The organism is Paenibacillus sp. ov031, from assembly GCF_900143165.1.
Classification (GTDB): Bacteria; Bacillota; Bacilli; order Paenibacillales; family Paenibacillaceae; genus Paenibacillus; species Paenibacillus marchantiae.
The window spans coordinates 573955-595643 of the sequence record NZ_FRDO01000002.1; the positions used below are offsets into that span (position 1 = coordinate 573955).

The window sequence follows — 21689 nt, forward strand, 5'->3', positions numbered from 1 at the left end:
ACTTAGAAAAGAATGTAACAAACATAGCAATTTAGATTTTATTGTAGATTGATGAACTAGCACGCATTTAGAAATACCGAAAAGTCCCCGGCGAACCCGCCAGGGACTTTATAATATTCAATGAACTGCATTCACGTACTCCTGATCTGAAGAGATATCATGTTCAACTGCCAGGCTACAGGACTTAACCTTTCGATTGTACAGACGATTCCTGCGTCAATGGTGGAGATTTCTTTTGCCTCCGGAAGAGACCGTGACCACTGGATTTTCGTATCGTTGCTGCCGCGTCAGCATCGCTGATTTTCAGGGCAAAACATAGGCCAATTAACAAAAACGTAGCAGCCCCCAGTAAAGCCAAACGGTACGCCAGCATATTCGGCTCCATCGCTCCAGCCGCAGTAACCGTCGTTGTACCTACGCCAGCCAGAACAGCAGACAATAACGCCATTCCAATGGCGGAACCCAGCCGATTTTGCACCGTGAACCAGGTGGAGGCTCGTCCCATGGAAGGAGGCGGTATTCGGGCAAAAGAAGCAATCTGTACCGCGCCTACCGTCTGCCCCAGGAAGATCCCCACGCCGAACAATAAGGAACGAATGAACCACGGATTCGTATCCACTGTAATCTGACTAAGCGTAATGAAAATCACAGCCGTGCAGATCAAACCCATGGATATCAGCTTACGCGGACCCAGCCGAGGATATGTCCAGGGCACAAGCTGCGAAGCGATCATAAGTCCCAGAGCTTCAGGGAATGTGGTTAGTCCTGTCTCCAGCGCAGAGGCGTTAAGCACGTTTTGATACATCAGCGGAAATACATACAACATGCCCAGCAGACCCGCTGCTCCACATACCGACACCAGACCCGAATAGCGGAATAAACGGTCTTTCAGCAAATGGAGATCAAGCAAAGGCTGCTTCGCGCGCAGTTCGGCAAACACAAGCAACGTGAGCAGGATGATTCCCGTCAGACCAGCTCCAATAATAAGAGGGGAAGTCCACCCTCGCAGTGGACCCTGACTAAGAGCGTACATCGTCAGAGCGAGTCCTGGGGCAGATAATAACCACCCCGGTACATCCAGTCGACCGGCTCCCTGTTCTTTGTGCTCCTTCAGATAAATCATTCCGAAGATTACCGCTGGAATGCCGACGGGTAGATTCACATAGAAGATCCATCGCCAAGAGAGCTGGTCCACAATCAATCCGCTCACAATCGGCCCTAGGGCCGGGGCCAGCGCGATGGGCAGTACGAGCATTCGAGATACCTTCGCCCGTTCCTGGGGAGGGAAGGTTCGAAACAGCATCGCCATCCCCACAGGAGTAAGCAGACCACCCCCTGCACCCTGCAAAATGCGAAAGAATGTTAGCGTACTTAATTGATCGGCCGTCGCACATAGTGCAGAGGATACCGTAAACAGCGCCAGTGCAGATAAGAAAACTCGTTTCGTTCCCCATCGATCACCAAGCCACCCGGCAACAGGCAGGAATACAGCCAAACTCACCAAATACCCCACGTTCAAGGTACCCGAAGCAGCCGGGGGAATCCCTAGCTCCTCACTAATGGTTCGTAATGCTACGTTCAAGACCGTTCCATCCATAGCCACCATAAACATCGCTAACACATAGACGATGCTAACAATGACCTTGGGATTCAGACCGAATTTCATCTGCTAGCCTCATGAACGGCTCCAGGCATACCGATTTCATCACAGAGGCTTAACGGTTTCAGATCTGTCCATTGCTCGGCGATGTAATCAAGACACACCCGGCGCTTGGCCTTGCCAAGCATCACGGTCCAACCTGCGGGCACTTCAAGGGATGCAGGCCAGAGGGAGTATTGCCCCTCCTCATTGATTAACACCAGATAATTGCTGTCTTCATATTCAAATGGGTTGCTCATCGCCTTATCCTCCTATTTATGTTGAATTTCGCGCTTGTTCAGCTCTTCCAGCTTGGCGGCCAGTGTTCGGCAGATTTCCTCCAGCGGTCCAGGCTGACAGAGGTCTTTGTGACGGCAATCGATATCATGACGTTCCAATTGGCCCCCGATATACGCATTCCACATTTCCGGTTCAATCGGGTCGAACCAGTCCGGAATAATGGTGGAACGGAAGAAGATCAGATCCCCCTCGAATCGGGATGGCGTATAGGCCCCCAAGATCCGTACGGAATTTTCATAGGTCTTCCGCAGCTTCATGATCGTATCTTCGTCCAAACTTGCCAGTGCACTGCCCTCACTGCGCAATATGCGCATAGCCGTTGCCATATCCAGCGGCCCATCCCCAATGCTGTCCGGATCATAACCACCCAGTGCAAGCAATGCCGTTAAGGCTTCTTCCTCATCCGGTTCTCCGCGAATCGGCAGATAGTGGCTCGGATACGCATCCAGCATGGCAAGAAACTCCACTTCTTCCCCTTCCGATTGCAGTTGTACCGCCATAGCCTGGGCTACGTTACCTCCGAGAGACCAGCCAAGCAGACGGTAAGGTCCCTCAGGCTGTACCGAGCGGATATGGCGGATGTAGTCTGCTGTCATATCTTCCAGTGTAGACGGAAGTTCCTCGTACTCAGCAATTCCTCTGGCCTGTAACCCATAGAACGGATATTCCATGCCCAGATGTTTCATCAGCCCAGCATAACACCAGCTAAGTCCTCCTGCAGGATGGACACAGAATATAGGCAGATGTTCCCCATGCGTTCTGAGCGGCAACAGAACTTGAAGCGAGCTTTTTCCGGAATCGCTATCCATCTCCAATCGCTCCACCAGCCCCGCTACGGTAGCTGTTTCGAACAGAATGCCGATACCCGGCTCCCTTCCCATCGCTTCACGAATGCGGCTCATCAAGCGAACAGCCAGTAACGAATGACCACCCAGCTCGAAGAAACTGTCGTCAATGCTAACACTCCGCATGCCCAATACTTCGGCAAACAAATCACAGAGGATCTCCTCCTGCGGGTTGCGAGGCGCTCTGCCACCTGTCGTTAATTGCATTTCCGGTGCGGGTAGTGCCTTGCGATCGAGCTTTCCATTAGCTGTAAGCGGCAGGCTCTCCATCGCTACAACCGCAGATGGAACCATATAATCCGGAAGGCTGGCAGACGCATGACGACGCAAGGCAGTCGATTCCGGTATCGTCCCTGTGTCCGAAGCCGGAACGATATAAGCTACAAGACGTTTATCCCCCGGCTGGTCCTCACGGACAATTACAGCAGCCTGGCCCACGCTTGAATGCCTTGCCAGCACCGCTTCAATCTCGCCAAGCTCAATGCGGAATCCCCGTATTTTCACCTGCTGATCCGCCCGCCCCAAATAATCAAGCGAGCCATCATGCAGACGCTTCGCCAGATCTCCTGTCCGGTACATACGTGTGCCTGGTGGACCGTATGGATCAGCAACGAATCGCTCAGCTGTAAGATCAGGTCGTTTCCAATAACCACGAGCCAGACCCTCTCCGGCTACATACATCTCTCCGGTTACTCCTGTTGGTACAGGCTCAAGCTGATCATCCAACACATATACCCGAAGATCCGGTATGGCGCATCCAATCCAGCTGCTCGCGCCTTCCGTAGAACTGCCTGCATGCAGTTCCTGGTAGCTGACATGAACCGTCGTCTCAGTGATGCCATACATATTGATGAGTCTTGGCGCATCATCAGCATGACGTTCATACCAATCATCCAAGCGCCCAAGCTCCAGTGCCTCGCCTCCAAAAATGACATAACGGAGTGCAAGCTGCTGTCCCCAGGCCGGATTTTCCCTGTCAGCCTGCATGAGTTGGTAGAATGCGGATGGCGTCTGGTTCAATACGGTCACCTTTTGCTCAGCAAGCAACTGCAGGAACGCTCCAGGTGAACGGCTAATCTCATGAGGAACAACGACTAATCGCCCTCCATGCAGCAGCGGTCCCCAGATTTCCCATACGGAGAAGTCAAATGCATAGGAGTGGAACAAGGTCCATACATGACTCGCGTCAAAATGGAACCAGTGCTGCGTGGCATCCAATAAACGGATGACATTCGCATGCGGAATAACGACCCCTTTGGGCTTGCCTGTCGAGCCTGAGGTATAGATCATGTAAGCCGGGCTCAGAGGTGTTACACGCCCATTGCGTTCACTATCCGCAGGGTTTCGATCATCCAGCATCTCCAATTGCTGCAAAGTATGCAAATCGTCCATATTAATACACTGAATTTCTGCCACCTGTGGAAGCAAGGTGTATACCTCTGTACTCGTTACCATTACTTTCGGTGCTGCATCTGTCAGCATATGTGTCAACCGATCTGCCGGATAATTGGGGTCAAGTGGCAGATACGCGGCTCCTGCTTTTAGCACAGCGAGAATGCCCACAACCATTTCAACGGAACGAGGCAAGGCTAGCGCAACCATTTGTTCCGGTGCCACGCCTTGAGCGATCAGTAATCTGGCAAGCTGATTGGCTCTTGCATTCAGCTCCCTGTAATTCAAGGTGATATCCTCACAGGTCATGGCAGTCGCTTCCGGAAGAGCAGCTGCTTGTATTTCAAAGCGCTCGGCTATGGTCAGTTGCGCATCCTCACTCAGCGTAAAGGACCATTCTTTTTCAAGCTGGGCCTGCTCTGTTGGGGTCACGACATGAAATCTGCTGATTCGCTCATCCAACTGCTGCACTGCATCTTCAAGCACCTGCATCAATCGGACCACAAGTTCACCTGCAGTAGACTCCCGAAAGAGATCTGCACTATATTCCAGCACACCTTCAATTCCGCCTGGAGATCCGTTATGCTCACGCTGCTCTGTCAGCTCAAGGGTTAGATCAAATTTGGATGAACCCACACCATGCATGCGGGTTTCCGCCACAATACCCGGTAGATCAAGACGAATATCCGGTGTATTTTGCAGCACAAGCATCACTTGAAAGAGCGGATGTTTGGAACGGGATCGAGGCGGATTTAATACTTCAACCAACCGTTCAAAGGGCAGATCCTGATGTTCATATGCTGCCAGGTCGACTTCTCGCACACGAGCCAGCAGCTCACGGAATGTTGGATCACCTGAAGTATCTGTGCGCAGCACAAGGGTGTTAATGAACATACCCACGACTTCATCCAGCGCATCATCGCTCCGTCCGGCAATCGGTGTTCCTATCGCGATATCCGTTCCTGCACCCATTCGGGTAAGCAGCAAGGACAGTGCCGAGTGCAGCACCATGAACAGGCTGACTTTATTCTCACGTGCGATGATCATTAATTGCTCATGAAAACGTTGACTGATCGTAAAAGGCACTGACCCACCGCGATAACTGGACACGACTGGACGTGCGTAATCCGTAGGGAATGTAACCTGCTCCGGTAAATGGGCCAGCTGGTTGCTCCAGAATTCCATCTGTCTTGCAATCAGACTGTCCTGCTGTTTCTCATTCCCTAGCAATCTCTCCTGCCACACCGCATAGTCGGCATATTGAATGCGCAGCGGCTCCCAGGCAGGTGAAGAACCCCTCAAGCGTGATGCATAAGCCACCGACAGATCGCGGATGAGCGGTGACAATGACCATCCATCCCCGGCAATATGATGCAGCAGCAACAACAGCACATGCTCATCAGCGCCGATTCTGAACAACTCGGCACGAATGCCTGGTTCAGTGGAAAGCTGGAAACTGTAGCGTGACGCTTCTGTCAGAAGCTCGGGAAGCTCCTGCTCCGTAGCAGCGGTTATATTCAATTTCACTTTGACGTCAGCAGCATTCAGAATATGCTGGCTCGCAGAACCCATTTCAGGCGGATACAACGTTCGTAATGTCTCATGACGGTCTACAATATCCTGCAGGGCGTTCTCCAGAGCATCCGTATCCAGCTTCCCGGCCAACCGGGCAACCAGCGGAATGTTATACGTCGGATTGGCGCCTTCCAGACAATACATGAACCACAACCTCCGCTGGGCAAAGGAGAGCGGAAGCTCCCCCTGACGTGAAACAGGCTGAATAACAGGTCTCACCGATTTCGCCTGATCCAATCGTTTGGCTAGGCCTGCGGCGGTTGGAGCTTCAAATACACTGCCGATCGTTAGATCTGCACCGAATACATCACGGATACGTGCTGTAATTCGTCCAGCCAGCAGAGAGTGCCCACCCAGTTCAAAGAAATCATCGTCAATGCCCACACGACCAACACCAAGAATCTCAGCGAACAGACTGCACAGAATTTCTTCTTGTGGCGTGCGCGCCTCCCGTCCATTGGCATTGGACAGCAAAGTAGGCACAGGAAGCCGTTTGCGATCGATCTTTTTATTCGGTGTCAACGGCATCTCGGGCAGTAGTGTGAATGCAGCAGGCACCATGTAATCCGGCAACGCATCCGCCACGTAAGCTCTTAGTTCTGCCAGATCCATACGATTCTCGAGTTCAGACTCACCCACTACGTACGCTGCCAATCGCTGGTTTCCCGGTTGGTCTTCGCGAGCCATGACCGTGACCTGAGCTACGCCAGGATACCTGGAGATTACCGATTCAATCTCGCCCAGTTCTATCCGGAAACCTCTAATTTTGATCTGATGATCTGCACGACCCAAATAATCGATAGAACCATCCGGCAGCCATTTCGCCAAATCTCCTGTACGGTACATCCGACTGCCTGGCTGACCGAAGGGATTGGCTACAAAGCGTTCTGCGGTCAGATCAGGCCTGCCCAAATACCCGCGCGCAAGCCCTTCGCCTGCGATATAGAGTTCCCCTACTACACCCGAGGGTACTGGCTTTAAGCCTTGATCCAGCACATATAGCTGCGTGTTGCGAACCGGACCACCAATCGACGGTTTCCCCATTTCCCCTGTGTCGAACGAGGCAGCTGTGGAATAAATGGTTGTCTCGGTTGGGCCGTACTGGTTATTAACGTGACACCCCAGTTCCTGCAAAGAAAGCTTCAGTTCCTCCGTCAGCGCCTCTCCTCCAGTAATCAAGGTTAGCCCATCGAATCGCCCTGGCCGGCTCGTCACCAAAGACTGCCATAACGTAGGCGTAGCCTGCATGATGGTGGTTCCCAGCTCTCTCATCTTCCCAGCCAGAGCTACCGGATCAAGAATCGTCTCTTTGTGTGCAATATCCAGCCGGGCACCCGTCGTAAGCGGCAGAAATACTTCCAGTACGGATATGTCAAAAGCAATCGTAGTCACCGACAGCCAGTGGTCCTGCGGACCAACCTGTAGTCTCGTCTTCATATCCTCAAGCAGATTCGCCAGCCCCAGATGGGTTACGGCTACGCCCTTGGGCTTACCTGTGGAGCCTGAAGTGTAGATAATATACGAAGGATTGTGCAGAGAAGCTGTACTTGTCAGATCATCACCTTCGGGATTACTTCCAAGCCGGCGACTCACTGCCGTAGCAGTATTTGGTTCATCCATGACCATCATCGGTACACTGGATGTTGTCGGCAGACTGGAAACATGGTCCATCACCGTCACCACACAAGCAGGCTTGGCATCCTCCAACATGTAGATCAGACGCTCTTCGGGATAGTCAGGGTCAAGCGGCAGATAGGCGGCCCCCGTTTTGTGGACAGCCACAATGGCGATGACCACTTCGAGCGAACGAGGCAGAGCAATGGCCACCCGCTGTTCCGGTCCTGCCTGATATCGTTGTATCAATTCATGAGCCAACTGATTCGCTCGTTCATTCAACTCCGCATATGTCAGGGACTCCCCTTCGAATGTCAGCGCCGTTGCAGAAGGTGTACGGCGGACCTGCTGTTCAAACAGTGCTGCTGAATTGCTATCGGCCGTCACCCCTCCCGTTCCATTCCATGTCACCAATACTTGTTCACGTTCGGCAGGGAGCAGCAATTCCAGTCGTCCCACCGTCTCCGTCTCCATGCCTTCCTGCATTACCAAGTTCAGCAGCTGCATATAACGAAGCTGATGGTTCTGCAGTTCGGAATCATTGTAGATAGACGGATTCGCATCAAAATCAATGCTCAGCCCATGACCATGCCCTTGGTCCACCACATGAATGGACAGATCGTCTACCGGGCCCGTGGACAGGTTGTGAATCATGCCGCGCTGCCCTGCAAAGTTTAATTCATGGTGGAATGGCATGACATTAATCATGGGTCCGAACAGGCGACGATTCTCTCCAAGCAGCTTCAGATCACGCCGCAGATCCTGGTGCCGATAGCGTTGATGCTTGCGTACCGCCCGAATCTCCTGGACAACCTGTTTCAGCAACTCTGACACGGTCAGATTTGACTCTACGTTGAGACGCAGCGGAAGTACATTCATGACCATACCCGGAACCCGCAAGGATGTTGATCCCAATCGGCACATCACGGGCAGGGCCAGCACAACATCGGTCGCCCCTGTCATGCGGTGTACGTAAATGGCTGTTGCCGCTACAAACAAATCCGGCCAGGTCACACCGAACCTTGCCGCTGCCGCCTGCATTTGCTCGCGCTGCGACTGTGTAAGCAGACCGCTCTGTCTCAGGAAGTAGGTAGAGGTTCGCGGAGCCCGTTCCCCCAGACTGATAACATCCGGTTCATCAGCATATCGATCCATCCAGAACTGACGATCCTGTTCTTTATCCACGGAGCCAAGATAAGCCTCGTCTTCCTGAAGTACAGCCGTCAATGAGCCAAACGACGCCCCCTGCTGCACTTGATCTACAGCTTCTCCTCGTACACTTGCGGAGTATAGGCTCGCCACCCTGCGGGTAATCAGCGAAACGCCGTATCCATCGATTGCGATATGATGAATTCGCTGGTACCAGTAATAACAATTATGGCTTACCTGGAACAACGCCTCCGTGAAGAGTGGACCTGTCGCCAGATTGACGGGATTGGCAAGATCATTTTTCATCCAGGCCAGTGCTGCTGTGTGGGGCTCCGATTCCTCCCTCACGTCGATGACATGAAATGTCCAATGATTCGGGTTGGTGTTCAAAGACTGCCATGGGCCTTGTTCATTTTCGCCATAAACCATATTCAGTGATTCTGCTTCCGAAACGGTCTGTCGCACACTTTCTTCGAATCGTCTGGCGTCTACGCTACCCTCGATGACCACATACTCGGCAGTATTGTACATCGGATTGTCCGGATTCAACTGCTGAGCGAACCAGATGCCGGACTGTGCAGAGGACAGGGGCCAAGCCGTGTCCCGACTGTGCGACGTATGCACGGCCCCGCTCAAAAGTAGTCTCCGTTCGGGAGCACCTTATTTGGGGCCTTATCCAGCAATGCTGCCCATGCAGCCAATGTAGGCAGCTCCGCCAGATCCACGAACGTTACCCCCGCTCCTTCCACTCGAAAGCGCTCAGCCAGACTCATAATACGAATGGAATCCAGTCCCCACATCTGAATCAGATCATCGTGCTCTCCAATGTTGCCAGGCTGCTCCTGGAGCATCTCTCCGACCTGATTTCTCAATGCTTCCAACGTGACTTGTTCAATGCCATGACTTCCGTCCTGAATTGGCTCTGCTGCGGATGCCGTTTGCTGCTCAGCCTCCGAACCAGCCACCTGAGCAGATGCAGCATAGGAGCGCTCCCCTTGCTCACCCACTTCGGATTTCAGTGCTCCTTCATTTCCGTCAGCGGCAGAATCATTTAGCGATTCAAGTAAACGTCCGGTTGTCAGTGTTACCGCGCACCTTTCTGCTGCATACGTCAGGGCCATGCGATGTTTTTCCGCCGAGAAATCAGCTACTGCATCCGCAACCAGGAACGCCTGAATGTCTCTCATAAAGGCTTCACAAGAGGTCATCAGACATCCGATATGAGCATAAATACCGCAAACGATCAGTTGATCACGGCCATCCCGCTGCATTAGTTCGAACAGTTCTGTTTTCTGGAAGGCGCTATATCGCCATTTGGTCATGAACGTATCCTGCGGAGCGGGTGCGAGCGCATCAATAATCTCTTTTTGCACAGGTCCTCCATCAATTCCCGCACCCCAAAAGTCCAGCTGTAACCCACGCTGCTCCGGAGTCTGTCCGCCCGGTTGTGCGGAGTAGACCACCGGAATGCCAAGCTCATGACACTTCGAACGAAGTTGTGAAATATGATCGATCAGCTCCACAACAGGGGATTGCCCTGCCATAAAGGCGTTCATAAAATATTGCTGCATATCATGGATCAGGAGTACCGAGCGCTTCGTATCCGGTGTCCATGTTACCTTGTTGACAGGAAGCTCCGACTCTACAGGCATTGCATAGGGTTGAATCTTTGGAAGTGCCATGAATATCCCTCTTTTCAGCTTTATTTATCACAATCATGTTCATCACTGCGCTGTAGTGCTATCTATCAGAAATAACAATTAGGATATGGGCTGTTTAGCCGTAATCATCTCACGCAACGCTTTTTTGCTTACTTTGCCAACTTGAGTTTTGGGAAAAGACTGCACAAACTCAATCCGATCCGGTATTTTATAGCTCGCCAGGCCCCGGTTACGCAGAAAAGATTTCACTTCGGCAGCTGACGGAGCTTCACCGCTCGGCACGATAAATGCACAGGAGCGCTCGCCCAGATATTCATCCGGCATGGATACCAATGCCGCATCATGTACGGCAGGATGGGCCAGCAGATGATTTTCCACTTCCTCGGCAGCCACTTTGTCGCCGCCACGGTTGATTTGATCCTTCGCCCGTCCTTCCACAACGAGATATCCATCAGCCGTAAGACTGGCAATATCTCCGGTACGATAGAAACCGTCCGTGGTAAACGATCTGGCATTATGTTCATCAGCCTTGTAGTAACCTCGAATCGTATAAGGTCCTCTTGTCAGTAAATGCCCCGATTGTCCTTGTTCCACATCCATGTCCTCTTCATCCACAATTCGTACTTCATCATACGGAGACATCGGCTTGCCCTGAGTGTTAACAATCACATGCAACGGATCATCCAGACGGGTGTAGTTCACCAGCCCCTCCGCCATGCCGAACACTTGCTGTAAGGTGCAGCCTAGGACGGGTTGGACACGTGCAGCCACCTCGGCGCTGAATTTGGCTCCACCAACCTGAAGCACCTCAAGTGAAGGAAGTTTAATCCCCAGGGTAGCCGCCGCATTCAACCATATGAGTGCAAGTGGTGGTACAAGAGCCGTTATGGTTACCTTATGGCGCATAATGAGTGGAAAAGCTTCATCCGGGCTGGACCCGCGTGACAGTACAATGGTTCCACCCGCATACAGCGTACCCAGAAAGCCGGGTGAGCTCATGGGATAGTTATGTGCTATAGGCAGAACGGCTAGGTAGACACTATCTGGGGTAAGTCCGCAGACTTCCACACTTCTCCGCAAACTGTAGATGTAGTCATCATGAGTGCGGGGAATCATTTTGGACAGCCCGGTACTTCCACCAGACAACTGTAGAAAAGCAACATCCGAAGAAACTGGCACATCCGGCAGTGTGACTGTTGCTGTATAAACATCCTCCAAAGCCGTAAATCGCCCCGCTTCTCCCGCCACGAATACATGCCGAAGTCCCGGAACCTCTGCCTGAACCTCTTCGGCCAGTGTGCGGTAATCAAACCCTCCATCCTGATCAGGTATCACGTATGCTACGGCCTCAGAGAAACGGGCAAAATACGTAATCTCACTCTTCCGATGTAAGGGAAGTGCATATACAGGCAGTGCACCAATGCGGAATAAGGCAAAACACACCTCGATAAACGCCGTAATATTGGGCAGCTGGATAATAACTCGATCATGCTGTCGTATTCCTTTGGCATATAAGCCAGCGGCCAGACGATCCACCCGATCGTTCAGCTCCGCATAGGTTAATTGTTGTTCACCACTGATAACGGCTACTCGATTGCCATATAGTTCTGCGCGCTGGCGGAGCATTTCTCCAAACGTAATTCCTTCCCAGCAGCCTTCCTGACGATAACGTTCGGCAACTTCCTCAGGCCAGGCCTGAAATCCTGACAGCATCATTCATTCCTCCTTCATACTGGACACAGATGAATCCAAACCCATGGCGAGCAGCATTGTTCCGAATTTCGCTGAGGTCTCTGCCAGCTCCGCTTCGGCTGTAGAACCTGCCACAATACCCGCGCCAGCGAACAGTTTAAGCGTATTCCCTTCCACTTCCGCACATCGGATCGTTACAGCCCACTCGCCGTCACCCTCACTATCACACCAGCCCACCATGCCGGTGAATAATCCCCGTTCAAACGGTTCCTGTTCTCGGATGGCTTCCCGAGCGGCCTGTACAGGCGTTCCACAAATTGCTGGTGTAGGGTGGAGAGCAAACGCAAGTTCCAGTGATGATGTGTTCACATTAGCAAGCTCCCCGTGAATTTCCGTAGATAAGTGCCACATGGTTCGTGTTTGGATCAAGGAGGGTTCTGCCGGGACGGAGAGCTGCTTACACAACGGACGCAGCGCTTCCGCCACAGCCTCAATGACTACTGCATGTTCATGGCGATCTTTGGCGGAAGCCAGCAGTGCTTTTGCACGGCGACGGTCCTCAGCCGGATCATCACTCCGGGCAGCAGACCCAGCGAGTGGATTGGCTCTCACTTTGGACCCTTTCCGGGTAACCAGCAATTCGGGACTCGCTCCGATATAAGTCCGATGAGTTTCTTTTTCCGCCTCCACATAAGCGCGTTTATTCGTTGTTATATCACCTTTTTCTAGAGAGAGTTTCGTCATCGGAACAGCAAATGTATATCCGTGTGTGTTATCCCTGAACAAATTACGGAGTAACTGATGCGTGTTCACAATCGTCTGTGAAGTCACATGCAGTGTACGGGATAACACCACTTTGTGGAGATTGCCTTGATTTAGATCCAACAAAACGTTTTTTACGCTTTGCTGAAATATAGCTCCGGCAGGTTCTTCACGTACCTCACAACCCACTGCAGCTGGGCGTTTTTCCACCGATGCTCTGGCGTCCGGGGATAAAGGATCAGCCCATTGGATCTTCTCTGGCACGAATAGCTCTGCAGAAGAATGTATCGGATCGAACGGAATGGCGCCGACCACAATCGGTTTCGTTTGGCCCGAGCGTCTCGCCTTTTCCATCAACTGCTCCATCCGGTTAATGAAAAGCTGCGTTTCTTCCTTCCGCTTTTGTTCAGTAACATTAACCGCGCCCATGGAATCCGTTGTATTCCCTTCCGATACCTCCATGGCAGACCATCGGATCTGTTCCCCTTGAGCTAACAGGGTATGTTGCGGTGAAGACCAGAAAAAGGACGTCCCCTCTCGATATTGTTCCAGAAGGTGTAAGGCGGAAGTTGCAGCAACCGTACCCGCTTTTGACATGATTATCATCTCCTTATCTTGATTCAGGCACCTAGCGTGGCGCCTCCGTCCACACACAAGTTATGCATCGTAATATGTCTAGCCTGATCCGATACCAAAAAAAGCACACTATCCGCTATATCCGATGGCAACGCCAGCCTGTTCAGTGGTATGCCCAGTCGGTATGCTTGCTGGGAACCCGCGATAACTGCCTGTGCTCCCTGCTCATCCGCCCACAATGCACGCTGCATATCGGTATCCGTCGAACCTGGAGATACAATGTTACAGCGGATATGATCTGAGGCGTATTCAAGAGCCAAACATTTGGTGAACATGGTTGAAGCCGCTTTGGAGGCTACGTAGGCGGACATATGCATCCGGGGCACACCAGAAGCATTTGAACCGACAGTAACGATCGCCCCCGACTGACGTTCGGCCATGTATCGCACCACAGCACGTGACATGTAAAATACACCATGTGTATTCACGTCAAAAGTTCTTGTCCACTCTTCATCGCGGAGCTCACTCACAGCCCCCGTGTATAGTACTCCCGCTGCATTCACCAAAATGCCAATCGGACCTAATGTATTCTCAATACGCTGGATTGCATCTTCGACGAATTGACGATTAGATATATCCACAGGACAGGCCGTTGCTTGATAACCCTGACTATGCAGATCTGTGACCAGTTGATTCAACTGATCCTCTCGTATGTCGACAGCTGCAACAATAGCGCCCTGCTCAGCAAGCAATCTCGCCACGGCTGCACCGATGCCTTGCGCAGCACCGGTGACTACGGCTACTTTTCCATCAATTCCTGTGTAACTCACTCCTGTTCCTCCCTTGCATTACTGCTCCCTCTCCTGTTGGAGAGATATGTTAGCCTGCTGAACCTGATTGGATCATCCGTAAATCCGTCACATTTCGGTCCACTTGCCTTTCGCCCAATCTCCCATACCGATACCTCTGATTGAGAAATACTGTCGTCTCTTTCCTCCTACGACTCCGGGCTACAGGCAAAACGCATCGTACGACTAATCAGAAACGGCAATACGGATACATGGTTTTCTTCTTCAAACTCGGTATATTTAATGTCCAGACCCGGCTGATTCAGCGCAGATAACCGTTCTGTAAGACTCGAAGCCTTATCATTGTTGCGCGCAGGATGTGTCTTCTCCTGTTCACCCATGCCAATCCACACCTTGACGTTCACGGGATGCTGCTTCAGCCGTGCGACAAATTCCTGTTCCTCCGCCAGCATGACGTTCTGATTCCAGTGAAGCGAAGGGCTGCCCGCAATGTAATAGCGAAAAGCTTCCGGTTTCTTGAACAGCGTATGCAACACGAACAATCCACCAAGGGAATGACCAAAAATAGCCTGTCTGCTCCGATCAATCCTGAACTGCTGTTCCATATCCGGCTTCAGCTCTTCTTCAATAAACTGCAAGAATTCATCGGCTCCACCCTGTTTTGGTAAAGGTGTTCCATCCGAATTCTGGGTATATTCCGTTGTGGTCTGCGGGGTAAAGTCATAGTAACGGTGCGGTGAAAAAGGACCGGCCGTTGGATACCCGATGCCAACAACAATGGCCGGAAGTGCTCCGGTCTTCTCCGGTCTGCGGCCCTGTACACGAACGGCTTCGACCATCGTGCCAAACACCGAGTTGGCATCCAGCAGATAGATCACCGGATATCCCGAAGGCGGTGGTGCTTCTGCCGGTTGGAATACCATGATTTGATAGGCATGATTGCCGTTGCGTGATTTCATGGTCCACTGTTCGGCGCGTGGAATCTGTACGGTACTGCGTGCGATATGTTCAAGGGTGCCAGATGCGGGTTGATTGGGCTGAAACGTCATTACGGATGGTTCCTCCTCGTTGTTCTGCGTATATAAGTTGAATATTGAATTACACATACACTCCACCGTCAGAATAACCTTCCAATCGCTGTTATCTCCAGATTTCCTCTATCCCCTCTTATAAAGGGAGAAATCCGGAGATAGCCTATGCTTTCGACGTAGCTTTCTTTCAGAAAGCTTTCAGGCGAACGCTTCGCTTCTCCAGGTTTTTTCTGACGTCTCCGTTTCTGTGTAGTTCATAAACTCAACTTATACTGTTATGTTTAATATAATTATTGAAATGTATGAGATTGATTCTCATTACCAATTATAAGAGAGTAAATCCGACTGTCCCATGGACGATATCCAGAAATGATTTTGATTATCTCCATATTTCCACATTTCTGTAACCGACTTGGTTACCCCTCAAAATAAAAAAACTCCCTCACGGAATACCTGAAACGCTGGAATTTGTCCGGCTTCTGGCACTCCGCAGGGAGCTACATTTCTCATATTTCGATCAATACATCAATGGATTGTCTCTATTATTGGGTCAACGCCTTCAGCGTGTCGTCAATGACATGACCATAAGCAATCAATCCACCGCCCAGCCACGGAGCTGGCTCTACTGCGTACACATTTCCAGCTTTAACGGCTGGCATGCTGTTCCATACTTTGGTATCCGTCATTTCCTTCATGCTCCCCCGACCCTGTTCCACCGTGAAAATAAAGTCGGCATCAATCTCAGGCAACACCTCGGTCGATACCGTTGCGCTGTTCTCCGTTTGTACCAGTGTTGGCTTGCCAAGCCCCAATTGCTGATATACCACGTAACCACTAAAGTAGTTACCACCCATCATACTAATCCCGCGAGGTGCAAAACGAATGATCGCTGCTTTCTTGCCTTCGGTAACTTTAGCGAGCTTGGCCTTAGCATCATCTACCTTCGCATGATATGTTGCAATGGCTTTTTCGGCCTCAGCCGTTTTGCCCAGAAGATCACCGATCACCTGCAAAGACTTCTCTACATCACCCGAAGCATTCGTAAATACGTAGGTTGGTGCAATTTTCGAATAACTCTCATATACACCGTTCTCAGCATATTGGGCCGTGTGTAGAATAATAAAATCCGGATTGTACGCCATTAGTGCTTCAGGAGAAGGCAAACCACTGGAGAAATCCAGTGTTGGCACTCCGCTCAACTGGTCCTTAAGGTAAACATGGCCTTGCGTACCACTTGCCCACTGAGCTACCGGTTTAACGCCTAGCGTCAGCAGAGAGTCTTCCAGATAAGGTGCAAAAACACGCTCCGTATGCTCAGGAACGATAACATCATGTCCCAGATCATCTTTGACAGTTCGTTCTCCTTTGGTTTCTTCCGTGTTCTCTTCGCTTACAGCAGTCCCTGATGAGGCCGTGGTGGAAGCCTCCGTTGTTGGCTGCTCTTTCTGTGCTTCTCCCTCAACTTCTGATTTTGAACCACAGGCAGACAGCAGACCCGTAATCAATACCAGTACGAGCAAGGCCGAGAAACCGGTACTACGAAATGGACGAACGGAACTTTGTCCGTTACCTTTTTTCTGTTGAAACATGACATATCCCCCTTGATAAACATTCTCATTTAGATAGATGGATTATATGTCATGTAGCCCGGGAATCACCATGGACGTTATCCAGATATACATTTGGACAATATCCCGTGAAAATCAGGAGCGCTTCATCCAGCATGCGCATCACGCCTACGGCAGAGTAGTCAAACCATGGGTCACCTGTGATCAGATGAATCTGGTATTGCCTTACTGCCTTAAGCTGACGCCATACCGGCGAGTGCTGTAGACTAAGCCAATACGCCCGCGATGCGGCCTCAGGACACACCATAACAAGAATCCGATCTTGATTTAGCGCAGCCAGTTGTTCCAATGTTAACCGTGTGTTGGCCTGAACATCGGGAAACGTCTCCAGTTGTAATCCATTATTGTACAACACCTCTTCAATGCCCGGATTTCGATACAGATAAAGGTGCTGACCATACACCCGGACAACGATGACCTTCTCTCGCCCCACTTTCTGTTTTACGGAATCCCGTGCCTTCTCGACTCGCTGATTGTATACGCTAATCCACTGCTCTGCCTGTTCTTCCCGCTCCAAAAAAGCAGCAATCATGCGTAACTGCGCACGCCAATCCAAGTGATACTTCGGTACAAAACAACAAGGTGCAATCTCAGCCAGTTTGGCCTGATCCTGATCACTGATCTGATCCGTACCGACAATAGCGTCCGGCCGGATATGAACCAAACGCTCCACGTTGGCTTCAAATCTCAAGCTGGTATACGGGTCTGTTAGTCTCAAGTGTGACTGAATCTCTGTTCGGTGCGCGTTATAATAATAAGCGGTCCATTTGGGGTCAATCGGCGCAGCGACAGGCATGACATTAAGCGCCAGCAGCTGTCCAATAATGCTGGAGGAGCAGGTGGCGATGCGTATTCTCGCATTTTTGGCATAATCCGAAGGAGATACGCCCACTTCTTTTTTAAATTTGCGGCTGAAATAATACTCATCGCTATAGCCCACTCTCAGCGCGATTTCACGAAGTTTGTATCCTGTTTCTTTCAGATATCGTTTCGCACGATTGATGCGAAGATCGGTCAGATATTCCATTGCACTCTGCCCGTAGGTCTTCTTGAACAGGTCCACGAAATATTTCGCACTGATATTGGCTTTGTGGGCGAGATCCGCAATAGACAAGGGTTCGTCATAGTGCTCATCCATATATACTTTTACCTTGGCAAGATCCGTCTTGGGACTGCGGCCGGTAACGGGTAAGTGCGCAGGGGTCTGCGAATCATTTTCCAGTAACATGAGGCCACTCCTTTCGATCTGCTTGATCGGTTTGATATGAAATGTACAGGGCAATACAGCCGGTACTATATTAGACTAACGAAAATGATAATCATTATCAATTAAAATATCACATTCTTTTCCATTCAGTCAATCCATATATGGAAGAATGTACACAGTTCGATGTTGAGACTATCGCGTAAAAGGCAAAAAAGCTAACTGCGTGTTTTGGGCACGAGTTAGCTTTTGATGACGAATTTTGCAACATTAAGTTTGTAAAAATTTGAATTGAATTTAATCCCGGCTCCGCAGCTTGCCGAGTAGACGAATAATTTCTAGATACAGCCATACCAGCGTAACCATCAATCCAAATGCACCGTACCACTCCATATATTTCGGAGCACCGTTGTCGGCACCACTTTCAATAAAATCAAAATCAAGTACCAGATTCAGTGCGGCCACAATGACGATGACGACAGAAATGCCGATTCCGATCAGGCTGTTGTCATGCAGATAGGGAACGGTAATCCCGAAAAAACCAAGAACAAAACTGAGGAGATACATAATCATGATGCCTCCGGTTGCTGCCACAACCCCCAGCTTGAAATTCTCCGTAGCTTTGATCAGTCTTGTCTTGTATGCCATCAGCAGAGCAATAAAGACGGCCATGGTCAGCAAAGCAGCTTGCAGCGTAATGCCGTTATACAAGTATTCATACGTAGCCGAGAGTGCTCCGAGGAACATCCCTTCCGCAACGGCATAGATCGGCACAAGATAAGGCGCTGCAACAGGTTTGAATGAAATAATCAATGCGAGGATAAATCCGACAATCGCCCCTCCATATGCAAGAGGAAGCACTTCCTGCCCATTGAAAAACATCATCCAAGATGCAAATGCACTGCCCAGCAGGATTACCAGCGTAATAAACGCCTTGTTTACCGTACCGTTAATCGTCATTCTAGTCTGATATCGATCATCTCCATAGCCTCTGGAGTCTTCAAACGTACTATCTTTGAGTGTGGGGTTACCGCTACGTCCGATCAAAACAATCACCTCTTCTATGTATTTGGTTAATCCTGTACTACCATCTCTACGTTCTACATTGCCATTTCTACGAACTACATATTAAATTGCATATTGAAAATATAAATTCTAATGCTTCCAGGCAGACGTGGGATGCAATCCGGAGATCACATCCTTGTCTGTTGACGCAAGGCATGGGCTATATGTCCCAAAACTTTGCGAAGAATACTTTACGCTTTATTCAGCACATTCCATCATTTGATTCCAATTCTTAACGCTCTTGGGGCATATTCGAGATAATTATTTGTACAACACTTTATCTACATTGTATTTCGCACGCATCGTGTTGATGATATAGGTCTCGTAAATTTCGCGATCCACCGGATCTTCAATAACGCACACTTCAATGGTGGTTACTTCCTCGCGGTGTGACTTCATTGGTGATACGGTATCTTCAAAATGTTTCTTGATGCGCGGTCTTAATTTTCGTGCTTTCCCGACAAATAACAACTCATCAGCAGCATTGTAAAACATAAAGATACCGCCCTGTTCCCGCGTAATCAGGTGGAAATCGGTGAATCCATAAATGTGGCTAAGCTGTGGATCAGCCTGCTTCGTGATGGTGACATCTGGTGTTGGCACAGTAATATTAATCAATAGGTTCACTTCCTCATTATCTATAGGTTTACATCCTATCATATATTATAAAGGGAAACCATTTCATTAATAAGAAGCAAGATTCAAGCTTTTTTCAACTATTACGACAAATATTTCAAAAAAAAGGTTAACTTCCCTGATTCAAAGTGGTACTATAGGGGTATGAGGAAGAATTTGGGCACTAAGACATATGTCTTTATATCTACTTCCGTCTATTGTACCCTATGATTGATCATCTTTTTCATACTGAATTCTGTTACGTGCGCACGACAAGAGTACAGTTAGCAAGAACCTAGCCTTATAGTGTTACGATTCATCATCTATTCGACCCTTGCAGCAAGCAAACGTAGAAAGATCCTAGATTTACGAAGATAGTATAGAACTGGATTGACCTAGAAAGCCTGCAATTATAGCCGTACGAGAGTAAATAGACACACGTAGAAGGACAGATAGCTATCGATCCTAGAGAGACTAGTCATGCAACGCCAACCTAGAAAGTTATAAGCAGCAGCACTATAAAAGATGGATCACGTTTCACCCCAGCCCGGCATGATGCCAGGGCTTTTTTACGTTTGCGCAAACAACCAACCACCTCCGCAGGGAAACAGAGGTATCGTGGTTCTTTCTGCGGGGGTTATAATATGGCAAGATAGCAAATAAGGGAGTGATGGGATGTATTCCGATCTGCAACTGACGGAGGACCGCCCTGTATATATACAAGTCAAAGATTATATGAAGCGATTGATGCTCAAAGGCGGCCTGCAAGCCAAACAAAAGCTTCCTTCCACCCGCGAACTCAGTACACTCATGAAAGTAAGCCGCAGCACGATTCTGCTGGCCTATGCTGAACTTGAGGAGGAAGGCCTGATTTACGCGATCAAAGGCAAAGGCAATTACGTAAGCTCCACCATTGATGCACCTGAGGCAACATCCGGGTGGCAGCTGGACTGGAACGAACGTGTCAGCGATTATGCAATCCAGGCAGAGCAGTATGATCTGATGAAACATGGCTCTGGCTCAGAGCGTGGTGAGATTTCATTTACCAGCATCGCGCCGGATGAGAAGCTGTTCGACATGCACAATGTCAAAAGAGCCTTTCTCGACCGGATGTCGCTTGAAGGGGAAGTGCTGCTGAATTACGGATATGCACAAGGCTACAGACCTCTTATGAAGTATCTGCTGCGCTATATGGAAAATAAAGGTGTCGACCTATCCGGCAAAGATATTCTGATTACCAACGGATTTACGGAAGGTTTTGATCTGGTACTAGGCGCACTTCGCAAAAAAAGCGGCAGGGCCCTGTGTGAAAACCCGACACATCATACCGCTGTTAAAAATCTGAGACTTCATCAATTCCATCTCACCGGTGTGGATATGGAATCAGATGGTCTGGACCTAAAGCAGTTGGAACGGGAACTTGCAGCCAACCCGTATGATCTGGCCTATCTCGTGCCCTCCTACCACAATCCAACCGGGATCGTCACATCACCTGCCAAACGGACAGAGATCATTCGGTTGATGAACCAGTACCAGGTGCCGATTATTGAAGACGGCTTTAACGAGGAACTGCGCTATTCCGGTTCCCATGTCTCCCCTCTGATTGCCAGTGTGGGCAAAGGGAACGGACTCGTGTATCTGGGCAGCTTCTCCAAGATATTGTTTCCGGGACTGCGTGTAGGCTGGGTCATTGCGGATGCGGCGCTGATTGATTACCTGGAAAGCATGAAACGGGCGCGCAGCATTCATACCTCGACGCTGGACCAGTCCCTGCTCTATCAATATCTGAGCAACGGCAATTTCGAGAAATATTTGAAGCGGGCCCGTACAGAGTACAAGCGAAAATATGAACTGGTGGTCCGTTGCTTGCGGCAGTATCTGCCAATGTGCCGGGTTTCCGGTGAAGGCGGACTTCACCTGTTCGTACAATTTCCACCAGAATACCGCACGAGGGAGCTGCTGGCGGCTTGCAAGGCAAAAGGCGTTACCTTCATGCCCGGGGATACCTTTTATCTTGAACCAGGCCAGGGACAAAACACGATGCGTTTGGGCTTCTCCCGAGTCAGCGATGAGAACATTCGCAAAGGTATTCGCATCATTGGCGAGACGGTTGCTCAAATGAAATGAGGAGG

Annotated in this window: 13 protein-coding genes; 1 reads left to right on the forward strand and 12 read right to left on the reverse strand. The window is 50.1% G+C overall.

Annotated elements, in window-relative coordinates; translation table 11 throughout:
• Positions 1-184: 184 nt before the first annotated feature.
• From BUA17_RS12720 to BUA17_RS12775, 12 genes are all read right to left on the reverse strand, one after another.
• Entirely contained in the window at positions 185-1666 is a 1482-nt protein-coding gene (locus tag BUA17_RS12720) for an MDR family MFS transporter (protein ID WP_072733825.1), read from the reverse strand.
• Entirely contained in the window at positions 1663-1899 is a 237-nt protein-coding gene (locus tag BUA17_RS12725) for an MbtH family protein (protein ID WP_072733826.1), read from the reverse strand. The genes BUA17_RS12720 and BUA17_RS12725 overlap by 4 nt, the downstream gene beginning before the upstream one ends.
• A gap of 12 nt (positions 1900-1911) precedes the next feature.
• Positions 1912-9150, reverse strand: coding sequence for an amino acid adenylation domain-containing protein (locus BUA17_RS12730; RefSeq protein ID WP_244552133.1), 7239 nt, complete (start codon positions 9148-9150; stop codon positions 1912-1914).
• Positions 9147-10196: an isochorismatase family protein gene (locus BUA17_RS12735; protein WP_072733827.1), complete on the reverse strand. Its 1050-nt coding sequence runs from the start codon at positions 10194-10196 to the stop codon at positions 9147-9149. The genes BUA17_RS12730 and BUA17_RS12735 overlap by 4 nt, the downstream gene beginning before the upstream one ends.
• Positions 10197-10274: 78 nt before the next feature.
• Entirely contained in the window at positions 10275-11888 is a 1614-nt protein-coding gene (locus BUA17_RS12740) for a (2,3-dihydroxybenzoyl)adenylate synthase (protein WP_072733961.1), read from the reverse strand.
• Positions 11889-11891: 3 nt separating this feature from the next.
• Positions 11892-13226 (reverse strand): isochorismate synthase DhbC, encoded by a 1335-nt coding sequence (gene dhbC / locus BUA17_RS12745; protein WP_072733828.1) that lies wholly within the window; start codon positions 13224-13226, stop codon positions 11892-11894.
• A gap of 23 nt (positions 13227-13249) precedes the next feature.
• A complete protein-coding gene (locus BUA17_RS12750; RefSeq protein ID WP_072733829.1) occupies positions 13250-14035 on the reverse strand; it encodes a 2,3-dihydro-2,3-dihydroxybenzoate dehydrogenase in 786 nt (261 codons plus the stop codon).
• Positions 14036-14202: 167 nt separating this feature from the next.
• Complete coding sequence (locus tag BUA17_RS12755) at positions 14203-15063, reverse strand: alpha/beta hydrolase (protein WP_072733830.1); 861 nt, start codon at positions 15061-15063, stop codon at positions 14203-14205.
• Between the two features lie 524 nt (positions 15064-15587).
• Complete coding sequence (locus BUA17_RS12760; RefSeq protein ID WP_083584694.1) at positions 15588-16634, reverse strand: ABC transporter substrate-binding protein; 1047 nt, start codon at positions 16632-16634, stop codon at positions 15588-15590.
• A gap of 49 nt (positions 16635-16683) precedes the next feature.
• A complete protein-coding gene (locus BUA17_RS12765) occupies positions 16684-17901 on the reverse strand; it encodes an AraC family transcriptional regulator (RefSeq protein ID WP_072733831.1) in 1218 nt (405 codons plus the stop codon).
• 273 nt (positions 17902-18174) lie between these two features.
• Positions 18175-18924 carry a Bax inhibitor-1/YccA family protein gene (locus BUA17_RS12770; protein ID WP_063565881.1) on the reverse strand — a complete coding sequence of 250 codons (750 nt, stop codon included), beginning with the start codon at positions 18922-18924 and terminating at the stop codon, positions 18175-18177.
• 279 nt (positions 18925-19203) lie between these two features.
• Positions 19204-19560 carry a nucleotide excision repair endonuclease gene (locus BUA17_RS12775; protein ID WP_063565880.1) on the reverse strand — a complete coding sequence of 119 codons (357 nt, stop codon included), beginning with the start codon at positions 19558-19560 and terminating at the stop codon, positions 19204-19206.
• Positions 19561-20232: 672 nt separating this feature from the next.
• On the opposite strand from BUA17_RS12775, the gene BUA17_RS12780 reads away from it, so the two are divergent.
• Entirely contained in the window at positions 20233-21684 is a 1452-nt protein-coding gene (locus tag BUA17_RS12780; protein WP_072733832.1) for a MocR-like pyridoxine biosynthesis transcription factor PdxR, read from the forward strand.
• Positions 21685-21689: the final 5 nt, after the last annotated feature.